The organism is Blautia liquoris (genome assembly GCF_015159595.1).
In the GTDB taxonomy this organism is placed as follows: Bacteria; Bacillota; Clostridia; order Lachnospirales; family Lachnospiraceae; genus Novisyntrophococcus; species Novisyntrophococcus liquoris.
This window is the reverse complement of record NZ_CP063304.1, coordinates 1,229,760-1,252,689: the sequence shown is the minus strand read 5'-3', so window position 1 is coordinate 1,252,689 and position 22,930 is coordinate 1,229,760. Positions and strand designations below refer to the sequence as shown.

General features: G+C 41.6%; 24 protein-coding genes. 2 read left to right on the top strand and 22 right to left on the bottom strand.

Features of this window, described 5'->3' with window-relative positions; translation table 11 throughout:
- Positions 1 to 30: 30 nt before the first annotated feature.
- The gene (locus INP51_RS05625) at positions 31 to 864 is read left to right on the top strand and encodes an AraC family transcriptional regulator (RefSeq protein WP_193736746.1); all 834 of its coding nucleotides are present in this window, start codon (positions 31 to 33) and stop codon (positions 862 to 864) included.
- 17 nt (positions 865 to 881) lie between these two features.
- Here the strand turns inward: INP51_RS05625 and hypE are convergent, their stop codons facing one another.
- From hypE to INP51_RS05525, 20 genes are all read right to left on the bottom strand, one after another.
- Positions 882 to 1,859: a hydrogenase expression/formation protein HypE gene (gene hypE / locus INP51_RS05620; protein ID WP_193736745.1), complete on the bottom strand. Its 978-nt coding sequence runs from the start codon at positions 1,857 to 1,859 to the stop codon at positions 882 to 884.
- Entirely contained in the window at positions 1,856 to 2,905 is a 1,050-nt protein-coding gene (hypD, locus tag INP51_RS05615) for a hydrogenase formation protein HypD (protein WP_193736744.1), read from the bottom strand. The genes hypE and hypD overlap by 4 nt, the downstream gene beginning before the upstream one ends.
- On the bottom strand, positions 2,865 to 3,122 hold the full coding sequence (locus INP51_RS05610) for a HypC/HybG/HupF family hydrogenase formation chaperone (RefSeq protein WP_193736743.1): 258 nt from the start codon (positions 3,120 to 3,122) through the stop codon (positions 2,865 to 2,867). Before INP51_RS05610 ends, hypD begins: the two co-directional genes overlap by 41 nt.
- Before the next feature lie 2 nt (positions 3,123 to 3,124).
- Positions 3,125 to 5,437, bottom strand: coding sequence for a carbamoyltransferase HypF (hypF, locus tag INP51_RS05605; protein WP_193736742.1), 2,313 nt, complete (start codon positions 5,435 to 5,437; stop codon positions 3,125 to 3,127).
- Entirely contained in the window at positions 5,413 to 6,063 is a 651-nt protein-coding gene (hypB, locus tag INP51_RS05600) for a hydrogenase nickel incorporation protein HypB (protein ID WP_193736741.1), read from the bottom strand. The genes hypF and hypB overlap by 25 nt, the downstream gene beginning before the upstream one ends.
- 15 nt (positions 6,064 to 6,078) lie before the next feature.
- Entirely contained in the window at positions 6,079 to 6,417 is a 339-nt protein-coding gene (hypA, locus tag INP51_RS05595; RefSeq protein ID WP_193736740.1) for a hydrogenase maturation nickel metallochaperone HypA, read from the bottom strand.
- Entirely contained in the window at positions 6,395 to 6,748 is a 354-nt protein-coding gene (locus INP51_RS05590) for a 4Fe-4S dicluster domain-containing protein (RefSeq protein WP_193736739.1), read from the bottom strand. The genes hypA and INP51_RS05590 overlap by 23 nt, the downstream gene beginning before the upstream one ends.
- A 13-nt stretch (positions 6,749 to 6,761) precedes the next feature.
- Positions 6,762 to 7,841, bottom strand: a complete 1,080-nt coding sequence (locus tag INP51_RS05585) for a hydrogenase large subunit (RefSeq protein WP_193736738.1) — start codon at positions 7,839 to 7,841, stop codon at positions 6,762 to 6,764.
- Positions 7,841 to 8,188, bottom strand: a complete 348-nt coding sequence (locus INP51_RS05580; protein ID WP_193736737.1) for an NADH-quinone oxidoreductase subunit C — start codon at positions 8,186 to 8,188, stop codon at positions 7,841 to 7,843. Before INP51_RS05580 ends, INP51_RS05585 begins: the two co-directional genes overlap by 1 nt.
- 8 nt (positions 8,189 to 8,196) lie before the next feature.
- On the bottom strand, positions 8,197 to 8,628 hold the full coding sequence (locus tag INP51_RS05575; protein ID WP_193736736.1) for an NADH-quinone oxidoreductase subunit B family protein: 432 nt from the start codon (positions 8,626 to 8,628) through the stop codon (positions 8,197 to 8,199).
- A 39-nt stretch (positions 8,629 to 8,667) separates the two neighbouring features.
- Positions 8,668 to 9,531, bottom strand: a complete 864-nt coding sequence (locus INP51_RS05570; protein ID WP_207736900.1) for a respiratory chain complex I subunit 1 family protein — start codon at positions 9,529 to 9,531, stop codon at positions 8,668 to 8,670.
- Positions 9,531 to 11,453 carry an NADH-quinone oxidoreductase subunit 5 family protein gene (locus INP51_RS05565; protein WP_193736734.1) on the bottom strand — a complete coding sequence of 641 codons (1,923 nt, stop codon included), beginning with the start codon at positions 11,451 to 11,453 and terminating at the stop codon, positions 9,531 to 9,533. The genes INP51_RS05570 and INP51_RS05565 overlap by 1 nt, the downstream gene beginning before the upstream one ends.
- 256 nt (positions 11,454 to 11,709) lie before the next feature.
- Complete coding sequence (locus tag INP51_RS05560; RefSeq protein ID WP_193736733.1) at positions 11,710 to 13,131, bottom strand: NCS2 family permease; 1,422 nt, start codon at positions 13,129 to 13,131, stop codon at positions 11,710 to 11,712.
- 493 nt (positions 13,132 to 13,624) lie between these two features.
- Positions 13,625 to 13,996, bottom strand: a complete 372-nt coding sequence (locus INP51_RS05555; RefSeq protein WP_193736732.1) for a heavy-metal-associated domain-containing protein — start codon at positions 13,994 to 13,996, stop codon at positions 13,625 to 13,627.
- A gap of 78 nt (positions 13,997 to 14,074) precedes the next feature.
- Positions 14,075 to 15,493, bottom strand: a complete 1,419-nt coding sequence (locus INP51_RS16595; RefSeq protein WP_331463513.1) for a GNAT family N-acetyltransferase — start codon at positions 15,491 to 15,493, stop codon at positions 14,075 to 14,077.
- Positions 15,494 to 15,567: 74 nt separating this feature from the next.
- Positions 15,568 to 17,550 carry a DUF2207 domain-containing protein gene (locus INP51_RS05545; RefSeq protein WP_193736731.1) on the bottom strand — a complete coding sequence of 661 codons (1,983 nt, stop codon included), beginning with the start codon at positions 17,548 to 17,550 and terminating at the stop codon, positions 15,568 to 15,570.
- Between the two features lie 18 nt (positions 17,551 to 17,568).
- The gene (locus tag INP51_RS05540) at positions 17,569 to 18,120 is read right to left on the bottom strand and encodes a LemA family protein (RefSeq protein WP_193736730.1); all 552 of its coding nucleotides are present in this window, start codon (positions 18,118 to 18,120) and stop codon (positions 17,569 to 17,571) included.
- A gap of 158 nt (positions 18,121 to 18,278) precedes the next feature.
- Positions 18,279 to 18,524, bottom strand: coding sequence for a glutaredoxin family protein (locus INP51_RS05535; RefSeq protein ID WP_193736729.1), 246 nt, complete (start codon positions 18,522 to 18,524; stop codon positions 18,279 to 18,281).
- A 174-nt stretch (positions 18,525 to 18,698) separates the two neighbouring features.
- Positions 18,699 to 19,160 carry an N-acetyltransferase gene (locus INP51_RS05530; RefSeq protein WP_230406885.1) on the bottom strand — a complete coding sequence of 154 codons (462 nt, stop codon included), beginning with the start codon at positions 19,158 to 19,160 and terminating at the stop codon, positions 18,699 to 18,701.
- A gap of 77 nt (positions 19,161 to 19,237) precedes the next feature.
- Positions 19,238 to 19,813, bottom strand: coding sequence for a DNA-3-methyladenine glycosylase I (locus tag INP51_RS05525; protein WP_193736727.1), 576 nt, complete (start codon positions 19,811 to 19,813; stop codon positions 19,238 to 19,240).
- 193 nt (positions 19,814 to 20,006) lie between these two features.
- Here INP51_RS05525 and INP51_RS05520 point away from each other — a divergent pair, with 193 nt between their 5' ends.
- Positions 20,007 to 20,696 (top strand): YjjG family noncanonical pyrimidine nucleotidase, encoded by a 690-nt coding sequence (locus INP51_RS05520; protein WP_193736726.1) that lies wholly within the window; start codon positions 20,007 to 20,009, stop codon positions 20,694 to 20,696.
- A gap of 54 nt (positions 20,697 to 20,750) precedes the next feature.
- Here INP51_RS05520 and INP51_RS05515 read toward each other — a convergent pair whose 3' ends face one another.
- Together INP51_RS05515 and abc-f are read right to left on the bottom strand one after the other, a co-directional pair.
- Positions 20,751 to 21,083 carry an MmcQ/YjbR family DNA-binding protein gene (locus INP51_RS05515; protein WP_193736725.1) on the bottom strand — a complete coding sequence of 111 codons (333 nt, stop codon included), beginning with the start codon at positions 21,081 to 21,083 and terminating at the stop codon, positions 20,751 to 20,753.
- Positions 21,084 to 21,115: 32 nt separating this feature from the next.
- Positions 21,116 to 22,579: a ribosomal protection-like ABC-F family protein gene (gene abc-f, locus INP51_RS05510; protein ID WP_193736724.1), complete on the bottom strand. Its 1,464-nt coding sequence runs from the start codon at positions 22,577 to 22,579 to the stop codon at positions 21,116 to 21,118.
- Between the last annotated feature and the right edge of the window lie 351 nt (positions 22,580 to 22,930).

Sequence of the window (22,930 nt, the reverse complement as noted above, 5' to 3'; positions counted from 1 at the left end):
AAAAACCCGAAAGAGAAAGGAACTCTCCTTATGAATGTATGGCATGACAACAAAAAAATAGCACTCTCTGCAGCTCATAACATCTCCACAGAAAGTACTACTTTTGATTTTCATTTTCACGATACCTATGAAATTTTCTTTTTTATATCGGGAAAAGCCCAGATGTTTGTCACATCCAGGAAATATCTGCTTCACCCGGGAAGTCTTCTTTTTTTGAATACGAATGAGATCCACCGTGTATTTCCCGATTTTTCTGCCCCTTATGAGCGGATGACAGTAAACTTCAATCCGGCACTGATTCACTCTCTTCCACTCAATGCTTATAATCCTCTCGCTTGTTTTCAAAATACCAGAATCGACAACTGCAATATCGCGGAACTTGACAAGGCCTCTTCAAATAAGTGTTATGAGTTGATCACACACATGATCAGTGCCCTGAAAAGTCCTAAATCGAGTGATGAACTGCTCGCATTAAGTTATCTTCTCCAGCTGCTGGCACTTGGAAATGATGAATTTTCGAAATCAAATACACATGCCCTGCCATTTCCTAAGTTGATCGAGGATGCTTTAAAAATAATCAACGACAGAATATCCGAACCAATTTCTCTTGAAATCATTGCCTGTGAATTAAGTGTCGATCCGTTCTATCTCGGACATGAATTCAAGAAACACACAGGTACCTCGCCCTATCACTACATCATCACAAAACGAATTGCATTGGCAAAAGAATCCCTTGCAAATGGTGCGAATGGTCTGCAGGCTTGTGAAGAATCCGGTTTTGGTGAGTATACTAATTTCTGCCGGACATTTAAGAAATATGTATCCCTCTCACCGATGCAGTATCAAAAATCGCTCTGTCAATGAATATTCAATTCAGATTATCAACAGATGCGGGGAAGCCCTTCTCCGTACATAATATCGATAATCCGACTTCCGTGAAGCTTTGTCGTCATATAGACGCCTCTGCCCTCTGTGACTGTTCCGATAATGCTGGCATTCTTCCCGTATTTATTTTCTCTCATAACCGTGAGGGCCTGATCCGATTGAGCTTTTGGAACAACTGCGATCATCTTCCCCTCATTCGCCATATACAGTGGATCGAGGCCCAGGATCTCACAGAATCCCGTCACTTCCCGGCTGACCGGAAGCGAAGTTTCCCGAATATCAACCCTGCAGTCGGAACTTTCGGAAAGTTCATTTAAAACGGTCGCAAGCCCACCTCTAGTCACATCCCGCATACAGCGGATATCGATTTTATGCTCAATTAAATCTGATACCATGGAATTTAAGGGAGCACAGTCGCTTGATATTGTATTCTCAATTCCCATTCTTCCCGACATTATGGCAGCGTGATGTTCTCCGAGATTTCCGTTTAACAGAATCATATCACCTGGATGGCAGTTATGGATACTCACATCTTCTCTTAAAATCTCGCCGATACCTGAGGTGTTGATAAAGATATTTCCATCCCCTTCGATCACCTTCGTGTCGCCGGCAACAATCTCAACGCCTGCCTCTGTGGCAGTGTTCTTCATCGTGTGGGCAATTTGATCAAGTAAATCAAGATCAGCCCCTGTCTCCAGGATAAACCCACAAGTGAGATATCTCGGCCTTGCCCCCATCATTGACAGATCGTTGACCGTTCCGCACACTGCAAGTTTGCCGATATTTCCGCCTCGAAAAAACATAGGGGTCACCACAAAAGAATCCGTCGTATAGGCAATCCTTCCCTGAACAGTAAGGACTGCCGAATCTTCGAGTTTATTCAGAGTTTCATTGTCAAAATTTTTGATAAAAATATCATGGATCAATTCGTCGGTCTGTTTCCCGCCGCTTCCATGTGATAAATCAATATTCATGCTTTACCTCGATTCTTATACCAGATTCCGCAGACACCTTCCGTTGATACCATACAGGGCCCAACTGCATCCATAGGTGTACATATCTTTGAAAAAAGCGGACATTTTGGCGGGGTGATCCTCCCTAATATGACATCAGCACATCTGCATCCATTCGGCATCTTCTCCCGATATTCATCAAAATCACTTCCCGCATCGTATTTCTGATATGCATCCTTTAGATGCAGGCCCGATTTTTTGATCACTCCGATGCCCCTCCAGAAATCGTCTTCCAATTCAAAATATTTTTCTATGACAGAAAGTGCAGCCTGATTACCTTTATCTGAAACAGCATTCTTATACATATTTTTCACCTCATACTGCCCTTGTTCCTTCTGCCTCACGATTTCGTATATCGCCGCAAGAAGATGTTCCCCTTCGAAACCGGCGACAACAAAAGGTTTCTTATATTTTTTAGCCAGATCTTTATAAACATCACTTCCTATGATGACACTGACATGGCCCGGTGCGAGAAATGCATCGATCTTATCTTCCTTTTCACACACGTAGGAGATAGCCGGAATCATAATTTTAAGAGACGTCAGAAGTTTCAGATTTTCTATCTTTTTGCTTTCTATTTCGTCCAACAGCACGCCGTAAACCGGCGTTGTCGTCTCAAATCCTACAGCGGCGAATACATATTGAACATCCTTATGTTCCTTTGCAATTTTTATAGCATCCAGCGGCGAGTACAAAACCTGTACATGCGCACCTTGCGAGACAGCACTGGTAAGGGACATCCGGCTGCCTTTCACTTTCATCATGTCTCCAAAGGTGAGCACACAATGTTCCTTGTGCATGGCAATGTCAATAAGTTTATCAATGTACACAGTCGGAGTCACACAGACTGGGCATCCAGGTCCGGAAATCAATTTGATCTTAGGTGAAAGCAGACTTCGGATTCCATTTTTAAAGATACTGGAAGTATGCGTTCCGCAGACTTCCATAATTTTGATTTCCTCACCGTCATACGCTGCAAGCTTTTCGATCATTTGATCTAAAGTCATGATTTACCTCATCCTCCAACTCCTGATACAGATCCAGGATTTCCTTTGCGGTGTCTTTTTCCAGCACCTCAATTGCACAACCCGCATGTATCAGCACATAGTCACCAGGTTTCACATCAACCAGCCGAACGTTGACATCACAAGTATTTCCGAGTACATCCACGTTTGCTGTCTGATCTTTTATCTTTATCACCTTTCCAGGTACAGCAACACACATATCTATCCCTCCTGACTATTTCTTATCTTCGCAAGTGCCAGGTATGTCTGGCCAAGACTGATCGAGCCATCGCCTGGCGGAACTACCTCATTGCGAAAGACCTCAAAACGATGATCTTTCAGCAGTTTTATCACGCGAGTAGTCAACAAAACATTTTGAAAGACACCACCGCTTATTGCAATACAGTTAACCCCTTGCTCCTCTCTGACATTTTCACAAATCACCAGAATCATGTCCGCAAGAGCTTCATGAAATCCCAAAGCCAGAGCCTTTCTAAGATCGGTTTCTGTCTCTTTTGTTCTGTTGTGCCACTCTCCTGCAATGATTTTAAGCACTGGTGCAGGATCAATCAACAGCTGATCCTCTGACTTCATAATATCAAAGGACATCTTTTTGGCTTCCAGATGTTCCTTCTGTGCCATATGAGCCTCCTTCTCCAGGAATATGGCGCATTTTCCCTCATATGTGTTCTCCTCGGCGATCCCAAGTATGCTGGAGACTGCATCAAATAATCTTCCCATACTTGATGTAAACACCGTATTCATATGATTATCCAGTGCTTTCTTTATCATATCACATCTGCTGTCTTGAATAAACTCACAAAGCCCATAGTTCAGTAAAAAACAAGTTGCCGTCTTCTTCGCATCACGCATGGAGGAATCCCCTCCCAGCATTGAAATCTCTTGCAGGTGTGCAACTCTTTGATATTTATCTTCTTGGCAGATCATGAATTCACTTCCCCAGATATTTCCGTCTGTACCGTATCCTGTGCCATCAAAGGCGATACCCAAGACCTTTCCGGTCAAATGATGTTCTGCCATAACCGATGCAATATGAGCATGATGATGCTGGACGAAAAAAACAGGGATTCCAAGAGTTTTGGCATATCTGGCGGACAGATACCTTGGATGTAGATCACAGACTGCCAGATCTGGTTTCATCTGCAAAAGAGATCTTAAGTCATCCATAGAGTTCTGATACTCCTTGAATATCTGTGCTTCCACGAGATCGCCAAAATACTGAGATACAACCGCACGGCCGTCCTCATACAGACAGAAAGCAGCTTTTAAGTCTCCGCCGGCGGCAAAGATGCGTACGTTTTTTCCGGTTTCTTCGACCGGCAGAAAAACCGGATAAGGTACATATCCCCTGCTCCTTTTGATCATCAGCGGTTTATGATCCACGATGCGGGCGACAGAATCATCTACAGACCGCAGAATTCTCCGCTTATGATAAAGCACTCCTGAAAGAAGGGGGTCATCTAAGCTTAAAATTTTCTCGTCGCTTTTTATAATCGGCTGATCCGAGAGATTGGCACTGGTCATAATCAGCGGTCCAAGATCTCCTAAAAGCATAATCTGAAGCGGTGTATACGGCAGAAATGCCCCACAGTATTCGCTGCCTTTATAAGTGGATGGCGCCATCTTTTCATTCGACGACGCAAGGAGAACGATTGGCCTTGCACTGCTCTCCAGAAGGCTTTGCTCTTTCTTTGTCACTGTGCAGTATTGCCGAATCTCCTCAATGGAAGTAAACATGACTGCAAAAGGCTTTTCTTCGCGCCCTTTCAGTTTTCGTAAGTTTTGAACAGTCTCCTCACGAAATGGAGAACACACAAAATGATAACCGCCGACGCCCTTTACCGCAATGATTCTTCCGTTCCTGAGCATGCTTACCGCACGTTCATATGCAGATTTACCATTCGATAGCTTTTTCTGTCCTGTCTCGCTAAACAACAACTGTGGGCCACAGTCATGGCAAGAGATCGTCTGTGCATGAAATCTGCGGTCGGAAGGTGATCGGTACTCGCTTTCACACTGTGGACACATGGGAAAATCCTCCATCACGGTGGTATCTCTGTCATAAGGCAGATGATCCATGATGGTATATCTGGGACCGCAGTGCATACAGCTGATCAATGGATGTCGGTATCTGCGGTTATCCGGATCATTCATCTCTGCCCTACACGCATCACAGACCGCAAAATCCGGCGGAATCATCGAAACCACGGGGCTGTCTGAACTTTCGATAATTTTAAACTCATCGTAATGCTTCGCGTGTTTATCCGAGATATCAGCAACGGTAAGTCTTGTAATTTTACATCCGCCACTTTTTGCCCTTTTTAATTCATTAAGGAATCGCCCAAAATCTTCTTCTGCCGACTCAGTAATAATCTCTACTACGCCGCCCAGATTTTGGACGGTTCCGTGAATGTGATGCTTTTTAGCCAGATGAAAAGTAAGGGGGCGGAAACCCACCCCCTGTACAATTCCCGAAATATGGATTTTTTTTATTCTCGTTTGTTTTTTATCCATGAGACAACTTCCTCATATCCCTCACCATTCTTCGCCGAGACTTTCATAACCGGGGCTGTCGGATTTAAAGCTCTGACACCCTTCATAAAATACTCCTCATCAAAATCAACGTACGGGATTAAATCACATTTGTTGATCAGAATAATATCGGCCTTTTCAAACGCCAGGGGATATTTATATGGCTTATCACTGCCTTCTGTCGTGGTGGAAATCAGCATCTTTACATGCTCACCGATCTCAAATTCAGCAGGACACACCAAGTTCCCGATATTTTCAATAAACAGCACACCATCGGATACATCCAAATCATTCACGGCATTTTCGATCAGGGGAGAATCCAGATGACAAGCACCGCCGGTATTGATCTGAATCGTTTTAATTCCCAGTGAATTTAATGCCCTGGTGTCAATATCTGATTCGATATCTCCCTCGATTACATAGGGAATGACCTCACCGATTTTCTCTGCAATTCTCTTAATGGAAGAAGTCTTTCCAGCTCCCGGAGATCCCATCACATTGACAGCAAAAATGTCCTTTTTTGTCAATCTTTCATTCGTTTCTTTTGCGATCATTTCATTTTTATCATAAACCGATTCCATGACATCAATTTCTTTTGTTTTGGGCATTCAAAATGCCTCCTTTCAAATCTCTATAGACTTCACATAGAATTCTCTCCCGATTTCCGTAGGTTCACCATCACCACCGCAGGAAGGACAGGTAAAGGAAAACGGTTTCCGGTCAAAATATTCCCCGCATGTTTTGCACTTTAGTTTTGGCTTTACACGTTCAATGTGAAGAGAAGCATGTTTACAGATACTGTCCTGTGCAATAATTTCAAAATACAGCTCTATCGAACTTCCCACATAGCCACAATAGTCTCCTACAACCAGATGAATCTGTTTCACCTCACAGGCCTGATTCTTTTTTGCGAACTCTTCCGCAATCTCTATCACTCTTTTAGTGATCGGATACTCGTGCATCTGTATACTCATCCCTTACTTTGTGCGTATCCGGTGACGTGTACTGGTTTCTCATTGAAAGACATTTCTTCGGACATACACTGACACAGTAACCGCACTGGATACACTGCATCCGTTCAATGCTCCACTTTTTCTCTGGCTTTGTCACCGTAATCGCCGAAGTGGGACAGCGCCTCATACACATGCCGCAGAAGATACAACTCTCAATGTCATTGTCGATGCTGCCCCTCGTCCTCTCATAATTTTCTCTTGGCTTTTTTGGATATTGATTTGTATACGGACCATGAAAAAAATTCTTTATCAGCAGCTTTGCCATACTCAAAACAGACATTTTATTCCTCCAATCATCGCTCCGTACAGCTGATACAAGGATCAATACTTAGTATCAGAATCGGAACATCAGCCAGATCACAGTTTTTCAGAGTTTCCAGAAGTGCGGGGAGATTTGCAAATGTAGGCGTTCGAACTCTGAAACGATCCAAAAACTTCGTTCCGTTTCCCTTCACATAGTAGATTGCCTCTCCTCTAGGCTGTTCGACACGCGTAAAGTACTCTCCTTTGGGATTTCCTTTTACAGCGGAAAGTATTTCACCATCCGGTATTGAAGCAGCTGCCTGTCTGATCAGATCAATAGACTGAAAAAGTTCAGCGATTCTCACCTCCATGCGCGCATAACAATCCCCTTCCTCTGCCATAATGGGTTCAAAATTCAGCATTTTGTATGCCGCATATCCCTGTGTTCTCATATCATGATTGATTCCACTCGCCTTAGCAAAAGGTCCAATCGCACCGAGATCCTGTGCCTGCTTTTTTGTCAGCTTTCCCAGACCAACCGTACGATGTTTGACCGTATCATCCTTCAAAAACACTTCTGTCACTTCCCGAAGTTCTTTTTCAAGATCATCTAAGATTGCAAGTATTTTTTGGAGCATGGCAGTATCCATATCTCTTCGAACCCCTCCAATATCACAGACAGAGAAGATCAGCCTGCCTCCTGTTGTCATTTCCAGAATATCAAGAACCTGTTCACGAACTCTCCAGGTTTGCATGTAAAGACTCTCGAATCCAAAGGCGTCCGCAGTCAGCCCCAGCCATAGAAGGTGGCTTTGCATGCGGGCAATTTCCGCCCAGATCGTTCGAAGATACATGCCTCGCTCAGGAACCTCGATCCCCATCATGCTCTCGATGGACATACAATATCCCATCCCATGTGAAAAAGAACAGATTCCGCAAATTCTTTCGGCCACATAGGGAAATTGTTTAAAATCCTTTTTTTCGACCAGTTTCTCCAGACCTCTGTGTACATAGCCGATCTGCGGAACTGCTTCTATCACTTTCTCGTCCTCGAGTACAAGATCCAGGTGAATAGGTTCGGGCAGCACCGGGTGCTGGGGTCCAAAAGGAATAACCGTTCTTTTTGCCATTACTCCTCCTCCTTATTTTTGAATGGAGCATCCACCGATATTCGATATAGTTTATCATGGAAGTCTCCTACAATATTTGTAATCTTTACACCAAAAAGCTCTTTTATTTCATTTTCATAGAGGAATGCATAGGGGTAAATGCGTGTGATACTCTCAATTTTCTCATCATCTTTCATATTGATTCTCAAATTTATGAAATCATACTCTTTGTCAAATGAATACGTCAGTTCCACACCATCTTTATAGGTACAAGAAACAGCCACAAGACGATAGCCTTCACTTCGAAGATGATTTGTTTCAATCAGCAACGCTTCCGCTGATATTTGTCTGATATTTTGTTCTTCCACGAGAAAACCTACCTTTCCTTTAAAGCTTTTTCTTTTTCTTCCAGTATAGAAGCTGCTTTCAAAATTCCATCAATAATTGCCTGTGGTCTGGCGGCACATCCGGGAACATAGACATCAACCGGCAATACCTTGTCAACTCCTCCGACCACATTATAACAGTCTTTGAAGATTCCTCCGGATGTCGCACAAATTCCCACCGCCACGACTGCTTTTGGATCCGGCATCTGTTCATACAGCTGCTTAATCACAGGTATACTCTGTTGATTGACACTTCCGGTGATCAAAAGAATGTCTGCATGCCTTGGATCGCCCGTATTAACGACCCCAAAACGCTCCAGATCATGAACCGGTGTAAAACTGGCGAGAACCTCTATATCACAGCCATTACAGCTGGTGGCATCATAGTGCAAAACCCAGGGAGATTTTTTATTACTGTTCATAGTTTCTCCTATCTGCCCTGCCCGGGCTTTTTCTTATTATTAAAAGTTAAAAAACGATAAGATTGTAAGATTTACTATTCCCAAAACACCCGATACAATCCACGCTGAAGATAATGCCTTCTGCCATCTCACTCTGACTGTGGAATTGTCAACAATCATCTCAAACAGATAGACGATCAGGCAGACTAAAACTGCAAGTACACGGCTAAGTGTACTGTTTGCCGCAAAAAAAACATAGACAAATCCAAGCGCAATGATAGTCTCATACCAGTGTGTGACTTCAATCGCGGCCAATGCCCTGCCCGAATACTCTGTCGAGATTCCTTGTATTACTTCCTGGTTCGCCTCTTCGCTTACACTCAGATCAAATGGGGATTTTCTAAGCTTAAATGGCAGAATATATACAAGCCCGACAAAGATTGCCGGAAGGTAAACGATTGCTGGTTTTTCCAGATTTATAATATCTCGGACAAAAAATGAATTGCTCACATAATAAAGTCCTGCAGCAACGATAAACATCATCGGCTCATAGGCCATCATCTGCAAAAGTTCTCGCTCCGCACCCACGACACTGTAAGGTGACCAAGAGGCATATCCACCAAGTGTGAAGAACATAGCACCCAGGGAGAGTATGAAGATAGCAAGCAGAATATCTCCGCCCGAGAACATGACAACGGCAGTAAGTATGATGAACATAAGTGAAAGATATACATAGAATCGGTGAAAGCGGTTAACCTCAATTGTCTCTTTCGAAAGAAGTTTCCATACATCATAAAAGGGCTGTAAAACCGGCGGACCCTGTCTGCCCTGCATTCTCGCTGAAATCATCCGGTCAAATCCCACCAGAAGGCCGCCGGCCAGCGGTGTGAGAATAATAATTAAGATAACTTTAATGGCTAACATTACATTCCCCACCTCCCAATCAATAAGATCATGCCGGCACCAAGTAACGTTACTGAGACAATATTACACCAAAAGGTGATCTTTTTTGTATTCAGTACTTCCTCCATATACCAGTTACTGAGATCGCTTTTTCTTTCAATTCCAAAGGATCCTATAAAATGTTGATCATCACCTGAATTTTCTCCCGCCATATAGATCGGTGTCTCTCTTCTCTTCGGGAAGAGGCCTGTCGGCACGTGACCCATTGGCACCAGAACAAGCATGCTTACCATGAAGATCATAAGGACCATAAGGATCTGATCACCGGTTCCGATCGGTATCACCGGCGGAGTTCCAAAAATCTTCACCAGATAGGGCACAATTGCATATCTGGAGGCAAGCGGATATCCCAGACACGAAACCAGAACAATTGCCGTCAGGAAGAAAATCGGGGCTTTTTCATCTTTTCGAAGTTCCATCTTCTTTTCGTATCCCTTTGGTTTTCGGTTACAGTTTAATTTTCCAAGCCATTTCCCCCAGTAAAACATCGTGGCAGCACTTCCATAGGCTAGTATAACCACAATTAAGATATTTTTTGAGTCGATAAAGGATTTCATCGCGACCCATTTTGAAATCAGCATGCCAAAGGGTGCGAGAAACATTCCGCAGATTCCGATAATCAGCGCGATAGAAAGTCCCCTTGAAACCTGCATCAGGACATTCATGTTTTCAATGTTTCTGCTTCCGATCACATTCTCTATAGAGCCAACCGTGAGGAACATCAAAGACTTCGAAACGGCATGAAAGATAACCAGTAAAATAGCTGCCCACAAGGATTCCTGTGTTCCTACACTTGCACACATGACAATCAGTCCAAGGTTCGCTATCGTTGAATATGCGAGTACTTTCTTTGCGTCATGTGGAGTGATCGCCATCATCGAGCAAGCAAGGAACGTCACTGCTCCAATCAGTGTCATCACGCGTCCGACTACTGACTCCCCCAAAAGCGGAGCAAGACGGATAATCAGATAAACACCTGCTTTCACCATCGTGGCAGAGTGAAGAAGTGCTGAAGATGGTGTCGGTGCAACCATAGCCCCCAACAGCCAGGATGAAAACGGAAGCTGTGCCGATTTCGTAAGTGCCGCCAGGCATAGTAAAAATACGCATACTAAAACAATTGTATTGGGCTTCATGGATGTAAGGGCCGATAATTCCAATGTGTGAAATTTTGTTCCGAGAATCACAATTGCCGCGGCAAATGAAAGTCCTCCGCCAACATTCATTGTCAGTGCCTGAAGTGCATTGTGCTTTGCCTCATCTGTCTTTGTGTATCCGATTAACAGATAGGAGCAGAAAGTTGTGATTTCCCAGCAGAAATAAATCCACATCAGATGATTACTCAATACAAGTCCGAACATAGCCGATAAAAAAATAAAAATCACAGAAAAGAAAAAGGATTTTCTTTCCTTCACTTCTTTGTGATGAGCATGATAGGACTTCATATAGCCTACCGCATAAATAGAAATCAAACTGCCAATAATACCTGCGATCAGCACCATAATGCCCGAAAGTTTGTCCAGGACAATATAATCATGTACTTCAATCCCCTTTTTCTCTGTAAACTCAAACCCGACAATCATCACAATCTGTATGATCGAAAACAGAGCCAGCAGATATTTCTTTTCTTTGAAACCTGTTATAATAATGTAAGCAGCCATTCCAATTTCGACAGCCAACATTAAGACATCCATCACTTCGGTTTGTTGAAACGAAAGAACAAGTCCATTTCCGAAGTACTTGACAACCGTCAGCACTGTCAATACAGCTGTCACCAATGCTCCACTCCTCATAATACCATTTCTAAATTTTTCATTTCTTACAAAAAACACCAAAACAGAAGACAGCAGTGGAAATAAGATCAATAATGTAATCAACTCCATACAATTACAGCAAAGTGACCTTTAGGAAAAAATTGTCCTTTGCATCTCCTTTCTTCAATCTATAAATTCAAAATACTCTATCGTAGATTATACTACTCTCTTTTTATGATACAATACATTTTCCTTATGTTTTAGATATAGTACATAATCGGATATCGTGATAATGACCACCACGCAAAGGGCACCACAGACAATCTGACTATTGTCTGTGGTGCCCTTTTCACGAATTATGAATATGGGTGATTCATGATTTGCATCACTGCATATATGCGAGCAATATAAAATTGAGAATAAACAAGATCGTGCTGATCCAGAGAATCGGATGAACGTCTTTTGTTTCTTTTTTCAGTATCTTAACCAGACAGAAAAAGATGAATCCGGTCGCGATACCATAGGAAATGCTGTAACACAGACCCATAAAGATTGTAGCAAAGAAAGCAGGAACTGCCTCTTCAAGTTCTGTCCATTCAATATCCTTGAACGAAGATAACATCATAATTCCTACCATGATCAAAGCCGGTGCCGTAGCTTCTGCCGGAACAATGCCAATAATCGGTGCAAAAAACATACTGAGCAGGAACATACATGCCGTTACAAAAGAAGTCAGACCGGTTCGTCCGCCTGCTCCAATACCTGCAGCACTCTCAACAAATGTCGTCGTATTGGATGTACCCAAAACTGCTCCTACGGAAGTAGCAATAGAATCCGCGAACAAGGCTTTATCCATCTTTGACTTGAACCCACTGGAGTTATCCATAGCTTTTTGGTCTTCTTCACTGAAGATCCCGGTTTTTCTTCCGGTTCCGATGAATGTACCCAATGTATCAAATGTATCTGATAAGCTGAATGAAAAGATGGTCATAAGAACCAACGGAATCTTTCCAGGGTCACTGAACAAAGACCCCATTCCTTTTGAACTGAAGGCTGCACCGAAAGTCATGCCAAGCTCTGAAAAAGATTTGGAAAGGTTATTTTCCACGCCGATCTGACTGACATCGGTAACGCCAAGAGGTATCCCAATGATTGTTGAAACAACGATGCCTATAAAGATAGCACCGGGAACATTTTTCAGGACAAGAATCACAGTGATAATAAGTGATATCACTGCCAGAATGATACCGGCTTTATTAAAGTTGGCAAGAGCCGGAACGATACTGGCATTGGTGATTACACTCCCTCCCTCAGTCTGTGTATATGTACCGGGATCGGCAGTGAAACTTAAAAGGTTTGCATTCTTGATCCCAACATAGGCAACAAACACACCAATACCACCGCTGATTGCATTTTGAAGGCTCTCTGGTATTGCACGGATTATCTCTTTACGAATTTTCGTAACCGTGATAATAATATTGACAATTCCGCAGATAAACACCATAGCCAGTGCCTCCTGCCAGGTAAATCCGAGTCCGAAGCAAACTGTGTAAGTAAAGAATGCATTCAGCCCCATACCGGGTGCCTGCGCGTAGGGAACATTTGCAAACAAAGCCATCACCAAAGTTCCAATTGCAGCGGCAAAGATTGTAGCAAGGAATACACCTCCATAGGGAATTCCCGTCTGTGAAAGTAACGATGGATTGACAAACAAGATGTACGCCATGGCGAAGAAAGTTGTCAACCCCGCGAGGATCTCCGTAGAGATCGTAGTGCCGTTCTCTTTCAATTTGAAAAACTTTTCCATACCTCATTCTCCTTCTCATGATTTATAGGTACTACTAATGTTTACACCCTATATCATAAACTATTTTGAAGAATAACTCAATCTTTATTAATACAATTTTATGATACCAGGGGCAAAAGGTCCTGCGTTTCATGCTTGCATGAAAAAGCATAACTTTGGGACCCGAACAAACATGAAAAAGCAACCCGATTAGGGTGTATTTCGAATGTTTGTAGGGTGCTGAACATCCAGTGGATGTTCGTTTAGCACGGACCGAAGCGGAGCGGAGACTTGTGAGAGCTCGAAGAGCGTAACAATCCGTGTATCATATGGGGTCAAATTACTTTTGACCCCATATGATGATGGATCAAAAGGTTATGCGTTTCATTTATACGTTTCATGCCTGCATAAAAAAGTACAAGCTATGTTTATCGATCCTCTCTGATCGAATATAAACATAGCTTTTTATATGATGACAGATTAAAAAAGGTATCTTGATTATATAATACTATAACTACGGATTGTTTATTACCTGATAAACTCTGTATCCCGCATTGTTCACAGTTTCTCTTAATCTGCTTTCATCAATGTCCTGTTTCATGTAGACATCCGCACTCTCACTCGATAGATCAACACGCGCGTATACATTCCCTAGCTGATTCAAACTATTCTCCACTCGATTGGCACAATTTTCACAGGTCATACCATCCACTTTCAAGACCTTATGGTATGGGTAATGTGAAATATTTTTATCTTTTATTTTCGTTTTTTTTACAGCCGTGTCATCCGAGGGACTGCAGCATCCGGAAGTGAGCTTTTTTCTGTAACTTCTAATTCCAAATACAGCTATAACAATAAGCACCAGACAAATCAATGCTGTTGCCATGAGAACCATCGCCTTTCTTCACACAAATTAGTTAGTACTCACTAACTATCTTGAGTTTACCATTTTCTTTTTGTTCTGTCAAGAAGCATTCTGATACTTACTTTCCCATTCATCCCGATTGATACAGGAAATATGTTCTGTCCGTTCCTCATTCATCTGGTCTACATATACTCCTACATTTGTATGATGATAATGAAATCCACACTTTTCCTGTACCCTTTTGGATTTTGTATTCCCTTCATAATATCCGCACCAGAGCTTTTTAAGGCCCAGCTCTTCGAATGCATAACGCATCAGTTCACATACTGCCTCGGGAATCAGTCCCTGTCCCCAGTATGGAACTCCGATCCAATAACCGATTTCCGCCTCCGTATCTGAAACACCAAGATTGCTGTTTTCTCCAATCATCAGTCCAATGCTTCCGACTACCAGATTTGTCTCTTTTAAGACAATCGCATAATTTCCCACACTAGAAAGCACATCGCGAATAATTTCATGACTGTTGTCCATACTGGTATGTACCTGCCACCCACAAGACGGTCCAATTCTATCATCTTGGGCATAGCGATACAACTCTTCGGCATCACTTTCCTCCCAGGGTCTCAAAATAAGTCTTTGAGTCTCAAGTCTCGTTTTAAACTGGTATTTTCTTTTTTCTTTATTGTTTTGCCCAGAGGTTTCCCTGCCGTCTGTGGATAAATTCTTTTCTTTTGCTTCCAGTTCTCTTTGTTTTTGCAATAGCTCATCTGACCATTGATTTAGTTTGTCCTTTTCTTCCTTCAGCTGTTTTTTCAGGCGAACAACTTCATCCTGTTCTCGCTCTTTCTTTGTTCTTCTGTGATTATTCATAATACTTTCCCATGAAACTGCCATCTTCTGTTTTGCATTGCTCCACCATCTCGGAATCTCCAGATATCTTTTCTTCTTTAAACACAAGTCCGTAAAAATTACAAGTGCAAAGCAAACGCCGAGAAAAATACCAAAAGATTGAAAAATATTATAAGTGCCACTTAAGAATCCGAAAAGCGCTACTAAAAAGCCCGAAAGCAATAGGCAAATATTCAGCTGATTGTCACCGTCAAAGATACCATTGCCTGGCGCTGATGTGCCGGAAATCCGCAAGATTTCCTCGCCGGATGATAATTCTTCGTATGCCTCAAGCTGCACCTGCAGATTGTTCGTATATTCCATCTTTTGATCTGCGGGAATATACGCATCCTCAAAGATTTCTTCAATAAAACCTCTGATGCATTCGGCAAATGTATTCAGTTCTTGGACCGCCACATGATAATCTGAAGCTACTGTTTCTTTGATCGCATAGTATGTCTCCGGAGGAGGGAATGCTCCGCCGGAAACATAAGGTTTCAACAAAAAATTGATCTTTTCATTTGCCTTTTTAACTTCTCTTATGCTTCTCATCTCTAAGATCCAGTTAAGGAATCTGCGCAGCACATAAAGTAAAACAATTCCGGCGACAATATTTGTCACCATTCTCATCTGAAAAAATTTAACTATGATATCGATAATGCCTTCCTCCTCTTCCCAATCCTATCACCTCAGACCCTATTAAGTTACCAGCTTCCTCCGCCTCCGCCTCCAAAGCCACCCCCGGAAAATCCGCCTCCACCAGAGGATCCTCCAAAGCTTCCCCCGCTACTGCCGGAACTGCCAGATGTACTGCTGGGCTTAGGAACAGTAAGTGTTGTCGTTGCATCATTCAGAGATCTCGTCATCAACCGATTAAACGTATAATAATCAAAATACGTATATTTTCCTCTTGGTACATACCATTCAGGTGCCGGAAGTGAGAGATCTTTTAATTTCTCTGCAAAGACATTGGAAAGTCCAAATACATATGCATAAGGAATAATGTGGTAAAACCATTCCGGATTGCCTTTTGCCAGTTCATTCATGCGATCCAGTTCGGCGGTCTCAATAAAATCGCGGAGTCCCACAATTCTTCCCATCCATTCCGTCGACTTTTCAGTTCTCTTCTTCATGAATACAGCCAACCAGATACTAATTATCGTCATCACAAGAATAAAAGCCAGCTGCCAGGTATAATTAAAAATCTCATCTTCCATTGCACGTGAGAGATAATCTCCCGTATAGAGTGAAGTTGAAACAACGCACATTCCTATTCCCGTATATACCAGATGTTTTCTGCTTTTTGATGACTTTGCATACCATTTATCAACTCCCAGACAGATTACAATCATCCCTGCAAAGAGAAGGAAGCACAACAGGACATATACTATGAGCCTGCCTGTTCCCAGTAAAGAATAATATCCGGTCAGCAGCATGAACCAAACGAAAGGAAGAGTACAGATAGCCATCGCGATAATTCTTGAAATTTTTGATGCTCTTGTAAAGACACCGTGGTTTGATGCATCACTGAAACGTTCTCTAATCTGATCCTTTGCGATCTCCATGGTACCTGCAAACTTATATTTCAGACGACTGATCTTAGTCTGTTCATCCTTCTCAAATAACTTACGGAAGACTGTAATCTGATAAGCTGGTGCATCCTCTGGTAATTCCCTTCGTTTAACCAGAACCAGACCATGCTTCTTCTTCTCCTCAATCCTTAGGTATCCTTTGTCTGCCCAGTAGACAATCAGGGAAATTACATCCTCATTATCAACCTGGCCGTCTATCATATATCCCACCGCAGCACTGTCCAATCCTTCCGGCGGCTGGTACTGAATCGAAGGAATGATATTTTCATCTCTGCCAAATAACAGATACAGCAAAACTACTGTCAAACAGATGATAATTCCCGGTAGTAAAAGCGATGCAGATAGGAAATTCACATTCCTTGTCTTCGAAAAATAGTCAGCCTTCATAGGTGCATAAAAAGTAACACCCTCACCAAGCTTTAAATCTGCAAGCAGTGTCCCAGTCACTTTATCACCCTCCCAGGAGATATCAAGTATTTCTGCAGCATTCCTGCTCTCACCCTGCTGTCCATAGTAAAACTTCAAAATACTATGATCAAAACTCTTTGGAAATGTGACTGTGAACCTGCTTCCCTTTGGAATAGGATTCTGCCACTGATTCGGAAACACATTATAGTAAGCATTGTTATAAGATTTTATCTGGAATCTCGGGATGAATTTGTAGGAAAGATGGTAATTGCACTCTCCAAACTGTACCTCATCTTCATCCCCCAGACGCCCCACCCAGGAACCTGATTCTCTGGAAACCTCCAGAACGTCATCCGCTTTTGCATCTGTTATCTTGGCAAAATAAGGAACCCTGCGTTTCTTCCCATTCTTGTCAAATGAGAGGACACTTCCCTTATAAGGAACATATCGAAAAATACCATGTCTTGTATCCTGAAAATTCACAGCGATTTTTTCGTTCACCTCATAACTTTGATCCTCGCCAACTATGATATCCGTATTGAATCTCTCTGTTTTTATTGCCAAATCTTCCGTTAATTTGTTGCCTGAAGAAAAGTTATGAAGCCCACCGGAAATGAACAGCAAAACGATCCATATAAGAACTCCCAGAAGAAAAGGTCGTGAAAATATATTTTTAATTATCTTCATGAAGACTCCTTTTAGCGATTAAAACTTCACTTCAACATTTTCTCTCTGCTCTTCTGTGCTCACCTCATACAGTGGTTTTCTCTTAAAGTTAAAAATTCCTGCAACAATATTTCCGGGGAAAGTCTCTGTCTTTGTGTTAAAACGATTAACTACTCCATTATAATATCGTCTGGACCCTGCGATCTCTTCCTCAATTCTCTGCAGCTGATCCTGAAGCTGTAGGAAGTTTTGATTCGCCTTCAAATCCGGATAAGCCTCAGAGACCGCAAACAAAGATTTCAGCGTACCACTTAAGATATTATCATTCGCAATCCGATCTTCGGCTGTTGTTGAGTTCAATGCCGCATTTCTTGCAGTCATCACACTCTCCAATGTTTTTGATTCATGTTTTGCATATCCTTTGACTGTTTCCACATAATTCGGTATCAAGTCGTATCTCTTTTTCAGAGACACATCCATCGCTGAATACGCCTCCTCCGTTTTATTTCTCAGTTTTATAAATCCATTATAGGAACTTACAAACCAAATGACTAAAACTACCACAATTGCAAGTACAATCCAAAGTACCATAAATAATACCTCCTTCTCGTTATTTCTAAATTATACATGATTTCCCTGATAAATACCAGATAAAGCACAAATTAAGAAAAGAGCTTCTTTTTGCAGAAAAAGCCTTTTAGCATTCCACAAAAAGAAGCCATCCCATTGACTCACTAAACGGTAAAATCTTAGGAGTCCTGCAATTCGTCTTTCATATATTGTATAATATCATCAGATTCATACATCGGTTTTCCGTCAATCAAAAGCATAGGAACCTGATCCATCCCCCCAAGTCTCACCAGATCATCCTGATTTTTTTGATCCGCCTTGATATCCATCAGCTGTACCCCTTTTACATCATGTTCATCCATGTACCGGAGAACTTTCTGACAATACGGGCAGGAATGCTTAAAATACAGTTTTAAGTCTTTCATAATCTTTCACCTCTTTCATCTTTCGCCAGCCAAGTATTCGGTTGATCTGTCTTAAGAAAGCATAATCAATTACTACTTATTCAGTATATCACGGAAATGTCATTTTTACAATAGTATCAGATCACCGTCGAATTGTCAGAATATATACAAACTGATACTTCGTGATCCATATTATTAAATTTTTTCATACGCAATTCTGGGACTTCCATCTTCCGTATAAATGATTCCACACTGCCTAAAACCATTTTCCTGAATCAGATTTTGCATTATTTTGTTATCTTCATGAGTATCTATCCGAATATGTGGTATCTTGTTCTCGCAATAAGATACAGTTTTTTGCATAATTCCGTTTTTGGCACCGTCACTTGCAACTCTGTGAATCGTCCCATAGAGGGTGTCGGACAGCCATGATCCCTGTTCTATCCTCTGATAAGTTGGGTCCTGCCCAATGAAAAATGCGAAAACACCATGGATTTTTCCATCAGTTTCATAGGCGTACAAATCTCCGTTTTCAATATCGTGAATTATTAAATCTTCTCCAGGATAATTTTCGCCCCATTGTGTCTTGTTTCCATGAGAATACATAAATTGTCTGGCACTATCATAAACCTTCTGAATTTCTGCTACATCACTCATCAATGCTTTTCTGATCATTCTTTGTTTCCTCGATTTTTGATTTTCATAAAGTATATAACCCCTGCGATATCATACTTTCATAGTTTTTTAAGTTCTGGAAATCGAAAACTGCAGGATGCCAGATGGTCATTGACCATTCCAACTGACTGCATAAGTGAATAAACAATGGTGCTCCCGACAAACTTAAACCCCTCTTTTTTCAGTTGTATGCTGATTTCATCAGAGAGCGGCGTATTTGCCGGCACTTCTTGCATCGTTTCCCAGTGATTTAGAATCGGACGGCCATCCACATAAGACCATAAGAAATGATCCAGCGATCCATAGTTGTCACAGAGTTTAAAATACATCTTGGCATTATTTACGGCAGCATTTACTTTCAGCCGATTTCTTATAATCCCACTATTTGAAAGCAGCCTTTTCATTTTTGCCTCATCAAATAAGGCTAGTTTTTCCGGTCTGAAGTCATCATAGGCATCGCAGAGTGCATCCATCTTTTTTAGAATTGTAGACCAGCTAAGCCCGGCCTGTTGTCCCTCTAGGATCAGCATTTTAAATAATTCATGATCATCATGAACAGGTCTTCCCCATTTATTGTCATGATATTCCTGCTCTAATTTGGACTTGTCAGCCCAGCTGCATCGTTTGATACTCATAAACACCTCCAAAAAAATATAAATATAAGGTGTCAGAACACCGTAATTTTTATTTTTATAATACCACAATTCTGCATTTTGGGCTACCTGATTGCTCATTTTGCTTGTGTATATTATAAAGAAAAGTTATAATGAGTCTTGTATCTAATTCGTAACAGAAAGAAAACCTATTATTTTACAAAGGAGTATAACGATGATCGACACTATTTTATTTGATTTAGATAATACAATTCTGGACTTTGATAAAGCCGAAGAAATAGCGCTGACTAAAGCATTCCGCGCTCTTAATATTGAACCCACAGAACAGATTATGAAAAGATACAGTGAAATCAATCTTGCTCAATGGAAACTGCTTGAACGTGGAAAGATTACCCGCGATGAAGTCAAAACAGGCCGTTATGCTCTGTTGTTTGATGAATTCGAAATTGATTGCTCTGCCGATCTTGCAGAATCAATCTATGAAAAGAATCTCGGCATCGGACATTACTATCTGGATGGCGCCGAAGAACTGCTTCAGATTCTGCACAATCAATACCGACTTTACATAGTTACGAACGGAATGGCAGATGTACAAAAAGGCCGGATTCAAAGTGCCAAACTTCGAGACTATTGTCAGGATATATTTATCTCTGAAGAGATTGGATTCAATAAGCCAAGAAGAGAGTTCTTCGACTTCTGTTTCGCAAAGATTCCAGCTTTTAGTAAGGACAAATCTGTGATCATAGGTGACAGCTTAACCTCTGATATCCAAGGTGGGATTAATGCCGGGATTCAAACCATCTGGTTTAATCATGATCATATTAAAAATACCTCCGATGTTCAACCAGACTACGTTATTGATTCTCTGAATGAAATAAAGCCAATCCTTAACTCATTAAACTGAAATCCCAACGAAAGTCGTGAAGCGCTATTACGACACATGCAGTCAATTTTCCCGTTATTTTTTCATAATAAGATCGTAGCTCTCTGCAATCATGCGTTTAATCTCTTCATCTGGAATACTTCCGTCCAGTATGATTGAATTCCAATGTTCCTTATTTTGATGATAGGCGGGAAACACAGACTCATAGGCATTTCTCCAAAAATCCCTCCACTGTGGTTCTACTTTGACATTCACCCAAATATTCCCAAGACGTTCATATGTCCAGACAAAAGCCCGCTTATTCGGTCTGTATCTGACCAATACCCAGTTATCGTCGTGGAACGGTGTATCCAGATATGCTCCTGTAAATTTCATGCCATAACTCAATACCTCTTGTCTTTTTTTCAATTCCTTTATCTCCATCCCAATATCTTTACCAGCTACATTCGAATCACTTTCGTCGCTACACATTCAATAAAATGACTGTCATGTTCCACCATCAGCATTGCAGGTCGAAACTCAAGAATTAGCTGTTCAATCTGCATTCTCGAATAAATATCAATATAATTCAGCGGTTCATCCCAGATATACAGATGTGCCTGCTGACTTAATGACTTTGCGATCAGTACCTTTTTCTTCTGCCCCTCACTAAAATCCTCGATTTGCTTTTCAAACTGTGTTCTCTCAAAACCAAGCTTTCGAAGAACCGTAAAAAATATTGTTTCGTCCAGTACGTTTAACTCGGCAAACTCACCTAAGGTACCGGATATCCCAGACGTGTCCTGCGGAACATAGGATAGAACCACTCCCGATGACAGTTCCGCCCGGCCTTGAAAATTTGGATTTATTCCCATAATTATTTTTAAAATGCTTGATTTCCCACAGCCATTGCTTCCCTGCAAGGCTACTCGCTCACCCCTTTTCACTTCCATATGGAAATTTTCCAAAACAGGTTTAGAATTACCATAGGAAATCCGAATGTCCTCCATACGAATCAATGTTTCTTTGTGATACATAAGCGGACAAAGCTTCAGATCATCCATTTCCTCGATATTTCTAAGAAGTGATGATTTATCCTCCAGTGCCTGATCTGCCCGGTGTTCCAGAATTTTGGACCGTTTCATCATTTTAGCAGCCTTATGTCCGACATAGCCTTTATCCGCCGCTCCCCTTTTAGATCTTTCTACCTTTCCCGCCCATTCACCGGTTGTTCTCGAGCTTTTTTCCAGCTTCCGAATGTCTTTTTTCAGCCTCTCCTTTTGCTCCAGTTCGAAGATATCCTGCCGCTCTTTATTCTCCCACCAAGTGGTAAAGTTTCCTTTTGTGACTGTAATGTTGCATTTATTGATCGACAAAACATGATCAATACATCCATCCAGGAAAGCACGGTCATGAGAGACTAAAATAAATCCTTTTTTACAATTCAGATAACCCATAAGTTTCCTGCGGCTCTCCATATCCAGGTGATTCGTGGGCTCATCGATCAACAAAAAATGATTTTCTCTTGCGAATAAGACCGCAAGCAGAACTTTTGTCTGTTCTCCATTGCTCAATGTCTCAAACGGTCGATAAAGAACATCCGAATCAATCTCCAGCAAATTCAATTCTCTGCAAACCTTCCAAAGCTCATACATGGGATCTGTGTCTTCTATGACATCAATTGTATTTCTGGTCTTGTCCTTTACGGGATAGGGAAAATAATCAAAGACTTCACTGGAGCTGATCGTGCCTTGATAGTCATACTTTCCAAGCAGAAGGTTCAAAAATGTGGTTTTTCCTCTTCCATTCCTTCCGATTAACCCCAGTTTCCAGTCTGTGTCAATCTGAAAGGAAACATGATCAAGGATTACATCTGTGCTCCCTTCATAATAAAAAGTCAAATTTTGTACATCTATCTGTGCCATAACTTTCTCCTCACATATACAAACAGCGCAGAAAGTATACATATATACTCTCCGCGCCATGAGGGTGCGTCGTCCTCAAAGCAGTATAACCCGCCTTGAAAATAACTATAGGATGAAGTAAGTGCATGTATATTTCCTGCAGTGCATGCCCACAAACAGATACAATCGGAACAGATGTCTCATGGTATAGCAGACTCAATGCCCGAAAATCTTTGCTCGTCACAGAACATGCGTTTAAAGTTGTTCTTATCTGCAAGAAATAATAATCATGCTTTCACCTCTTTCTTGTTAATGATACTAATAATCTAACATGACTGGTTAAAAGTGTCAAGCGGAGGCTTCACTATTATA

Excerpts from the sequence above, each read along its gene's own strand:
- INP51_RS05625 (WP_193736746.1), top strand. The coding sequence starts at position 31 with ATGAATGTATGGCATGACAACAAAAAAATAGCACTCTCTGCAGCTCAT.
- hypE (WP_193736745.1), bottom strand. The coding sequence starts at position 1,859 with ATGAATATTGATTTATCACATGGAAGCGGCGGGAAACAGACCGACGAA.
- hypD (WP_193736744.1), bottom strand. The coding sequence starts at position 2,905 with ATGACTTTAGATCAAATGATCGAAAAGCTTGCAGCGTATGACGGTGAG.
- INP51_RS05610 (WP_193736743.1), bottom strand. The coding sequence starts at position 3,122 with ATGTGTGTTGCTGTACCTGGAAAGGTGATAAAGATAAAAGATCAGACA.
- hypF (WP_193736742.1), bottom strand. The coding sequence starts at position 5,437 with ATGGATAAAAAACAAACGAGAATAAAAAAAATCCATATTTCGGGAATT.
- hypB (WP_193736741.1), bottom strand. The coding sequence starts at position 6,063 with ATGCCCAAAACAAAAGAAATTGATGTCATGGAATCGGTTTATGATAAA.
- hypA (WP_193736740.1), bottom strand. The coding sequence starts at position 6,417 with ATGCACGAGTATCCGATCACTAAAAGAGTGATAGAGATTGCGGAAGAG.
- INP51_RS05590 (WP_193736739.1), bottom strand. The coding sequence starts at position 6,748 with ATGTCTGTTTTGAGTATGGCAAAGCTGCTGATAAAGAATTTTTTTCAT.
- INP51_RS05585 (WP_193736738.1), bottom strand. The coding sequence starts at position 7,841 with ATGGCAAAAAGAACGGTTATTCCTTTTGGACCCCAGCACCCGGTGCTG.
- INP51_RS05575 (WP_193736736.1), bottom strand. The coding sequence starts at position 8,628 with ATGAACAGTAATAAAAAATCTCCCTGGGTTTTGCACTATGATGCCACC.
- INP51_RS05570 (WP_207736900.1), bottom strand. The coding sequence starts at position 9,531 with ATGTTAGCCATTAAAGTTATCTTAATTATTATTCTCACACCGCTGGCC.
- INP51_RS05565 (WP_193736734.1), bottom strand. The coding sequence starts at position 11,453 with ATGGAGTTGATTACATTATTGATCTTATTTCCACTGCTGTCTTCTGTT.
- INP51_RS05560 (WP_193736733.1), bottom strand. The coding sequence starts at position 13,131 with ATGGAAAAGTTTTTCAAATTGAAAGAGAACGGCACTACGATCTCTACG.
- INP51_RS05555 (WP_193736732.1), bottom strand. The coding sequence starts at position 13,996 with ATGGCAACAGCATTGATTTGTCTGGTGCTTATTGTTATAGCTGTATTT.
- INP51_RS16595 (WP_331463513.1), bottom strand. The coding sequence starts at position 15,493 with ATGAGAATGGTGACAAATATTGTCGCCGGAATTGTTTTACTTTATGTG.
- INP51_RS05545 (WP_193736731.1), bottom strand. The coding sequence starts at position 17,550 with ATGAAGATAATTAAAAATATATTTTCACGACCTTTTCTTCTGGGAGTT.
- INP51_RS05540 (WP_193736730.1), bottom strand. The coding sequence starts at position 18,120 with ATGGTACTTTGGATTGTACTTGCAATTGTGGTAGTTTTAGTCATTTGG.
- INP51_RS05535 (WP_193736729.1), bottom strand. The coding sequence starts at position 18,524 with ATGAAAGACTTAAAACTGTATTTTAAGCATTCCTGCCCGTATTGTCAG.
- INP51_RS05530 (WP_230406885.1), bottom strand. The coding sequence starts at position 19,160 with ATGAGTGATGTAGCAGAAATTCAGAAGGTTTATGATAGTGCCAGACAA.
- INP51_RS05525 (WP_193736727.1), bottom strand. The coding sequence starts at position 19,813 with ATGAGTATCAAACGATGCAGCTGGGCTGACAAGTCCAAATTAGAGCAG.
- INP51_RS05520 (WP_193736726.1), top strand. The coding sequence starts at position 20,007 with ATGATCGACACTATTTTATTTGATTTAGATAATACAATTCTGGACTTT.
- abc-f (WP_193736724.1), bottom strand. The coding sequence starts at position 22,579 with ATGGCACAGATAGATGTACAAAATTTGACTTTTTATTATGAAGGGAGC.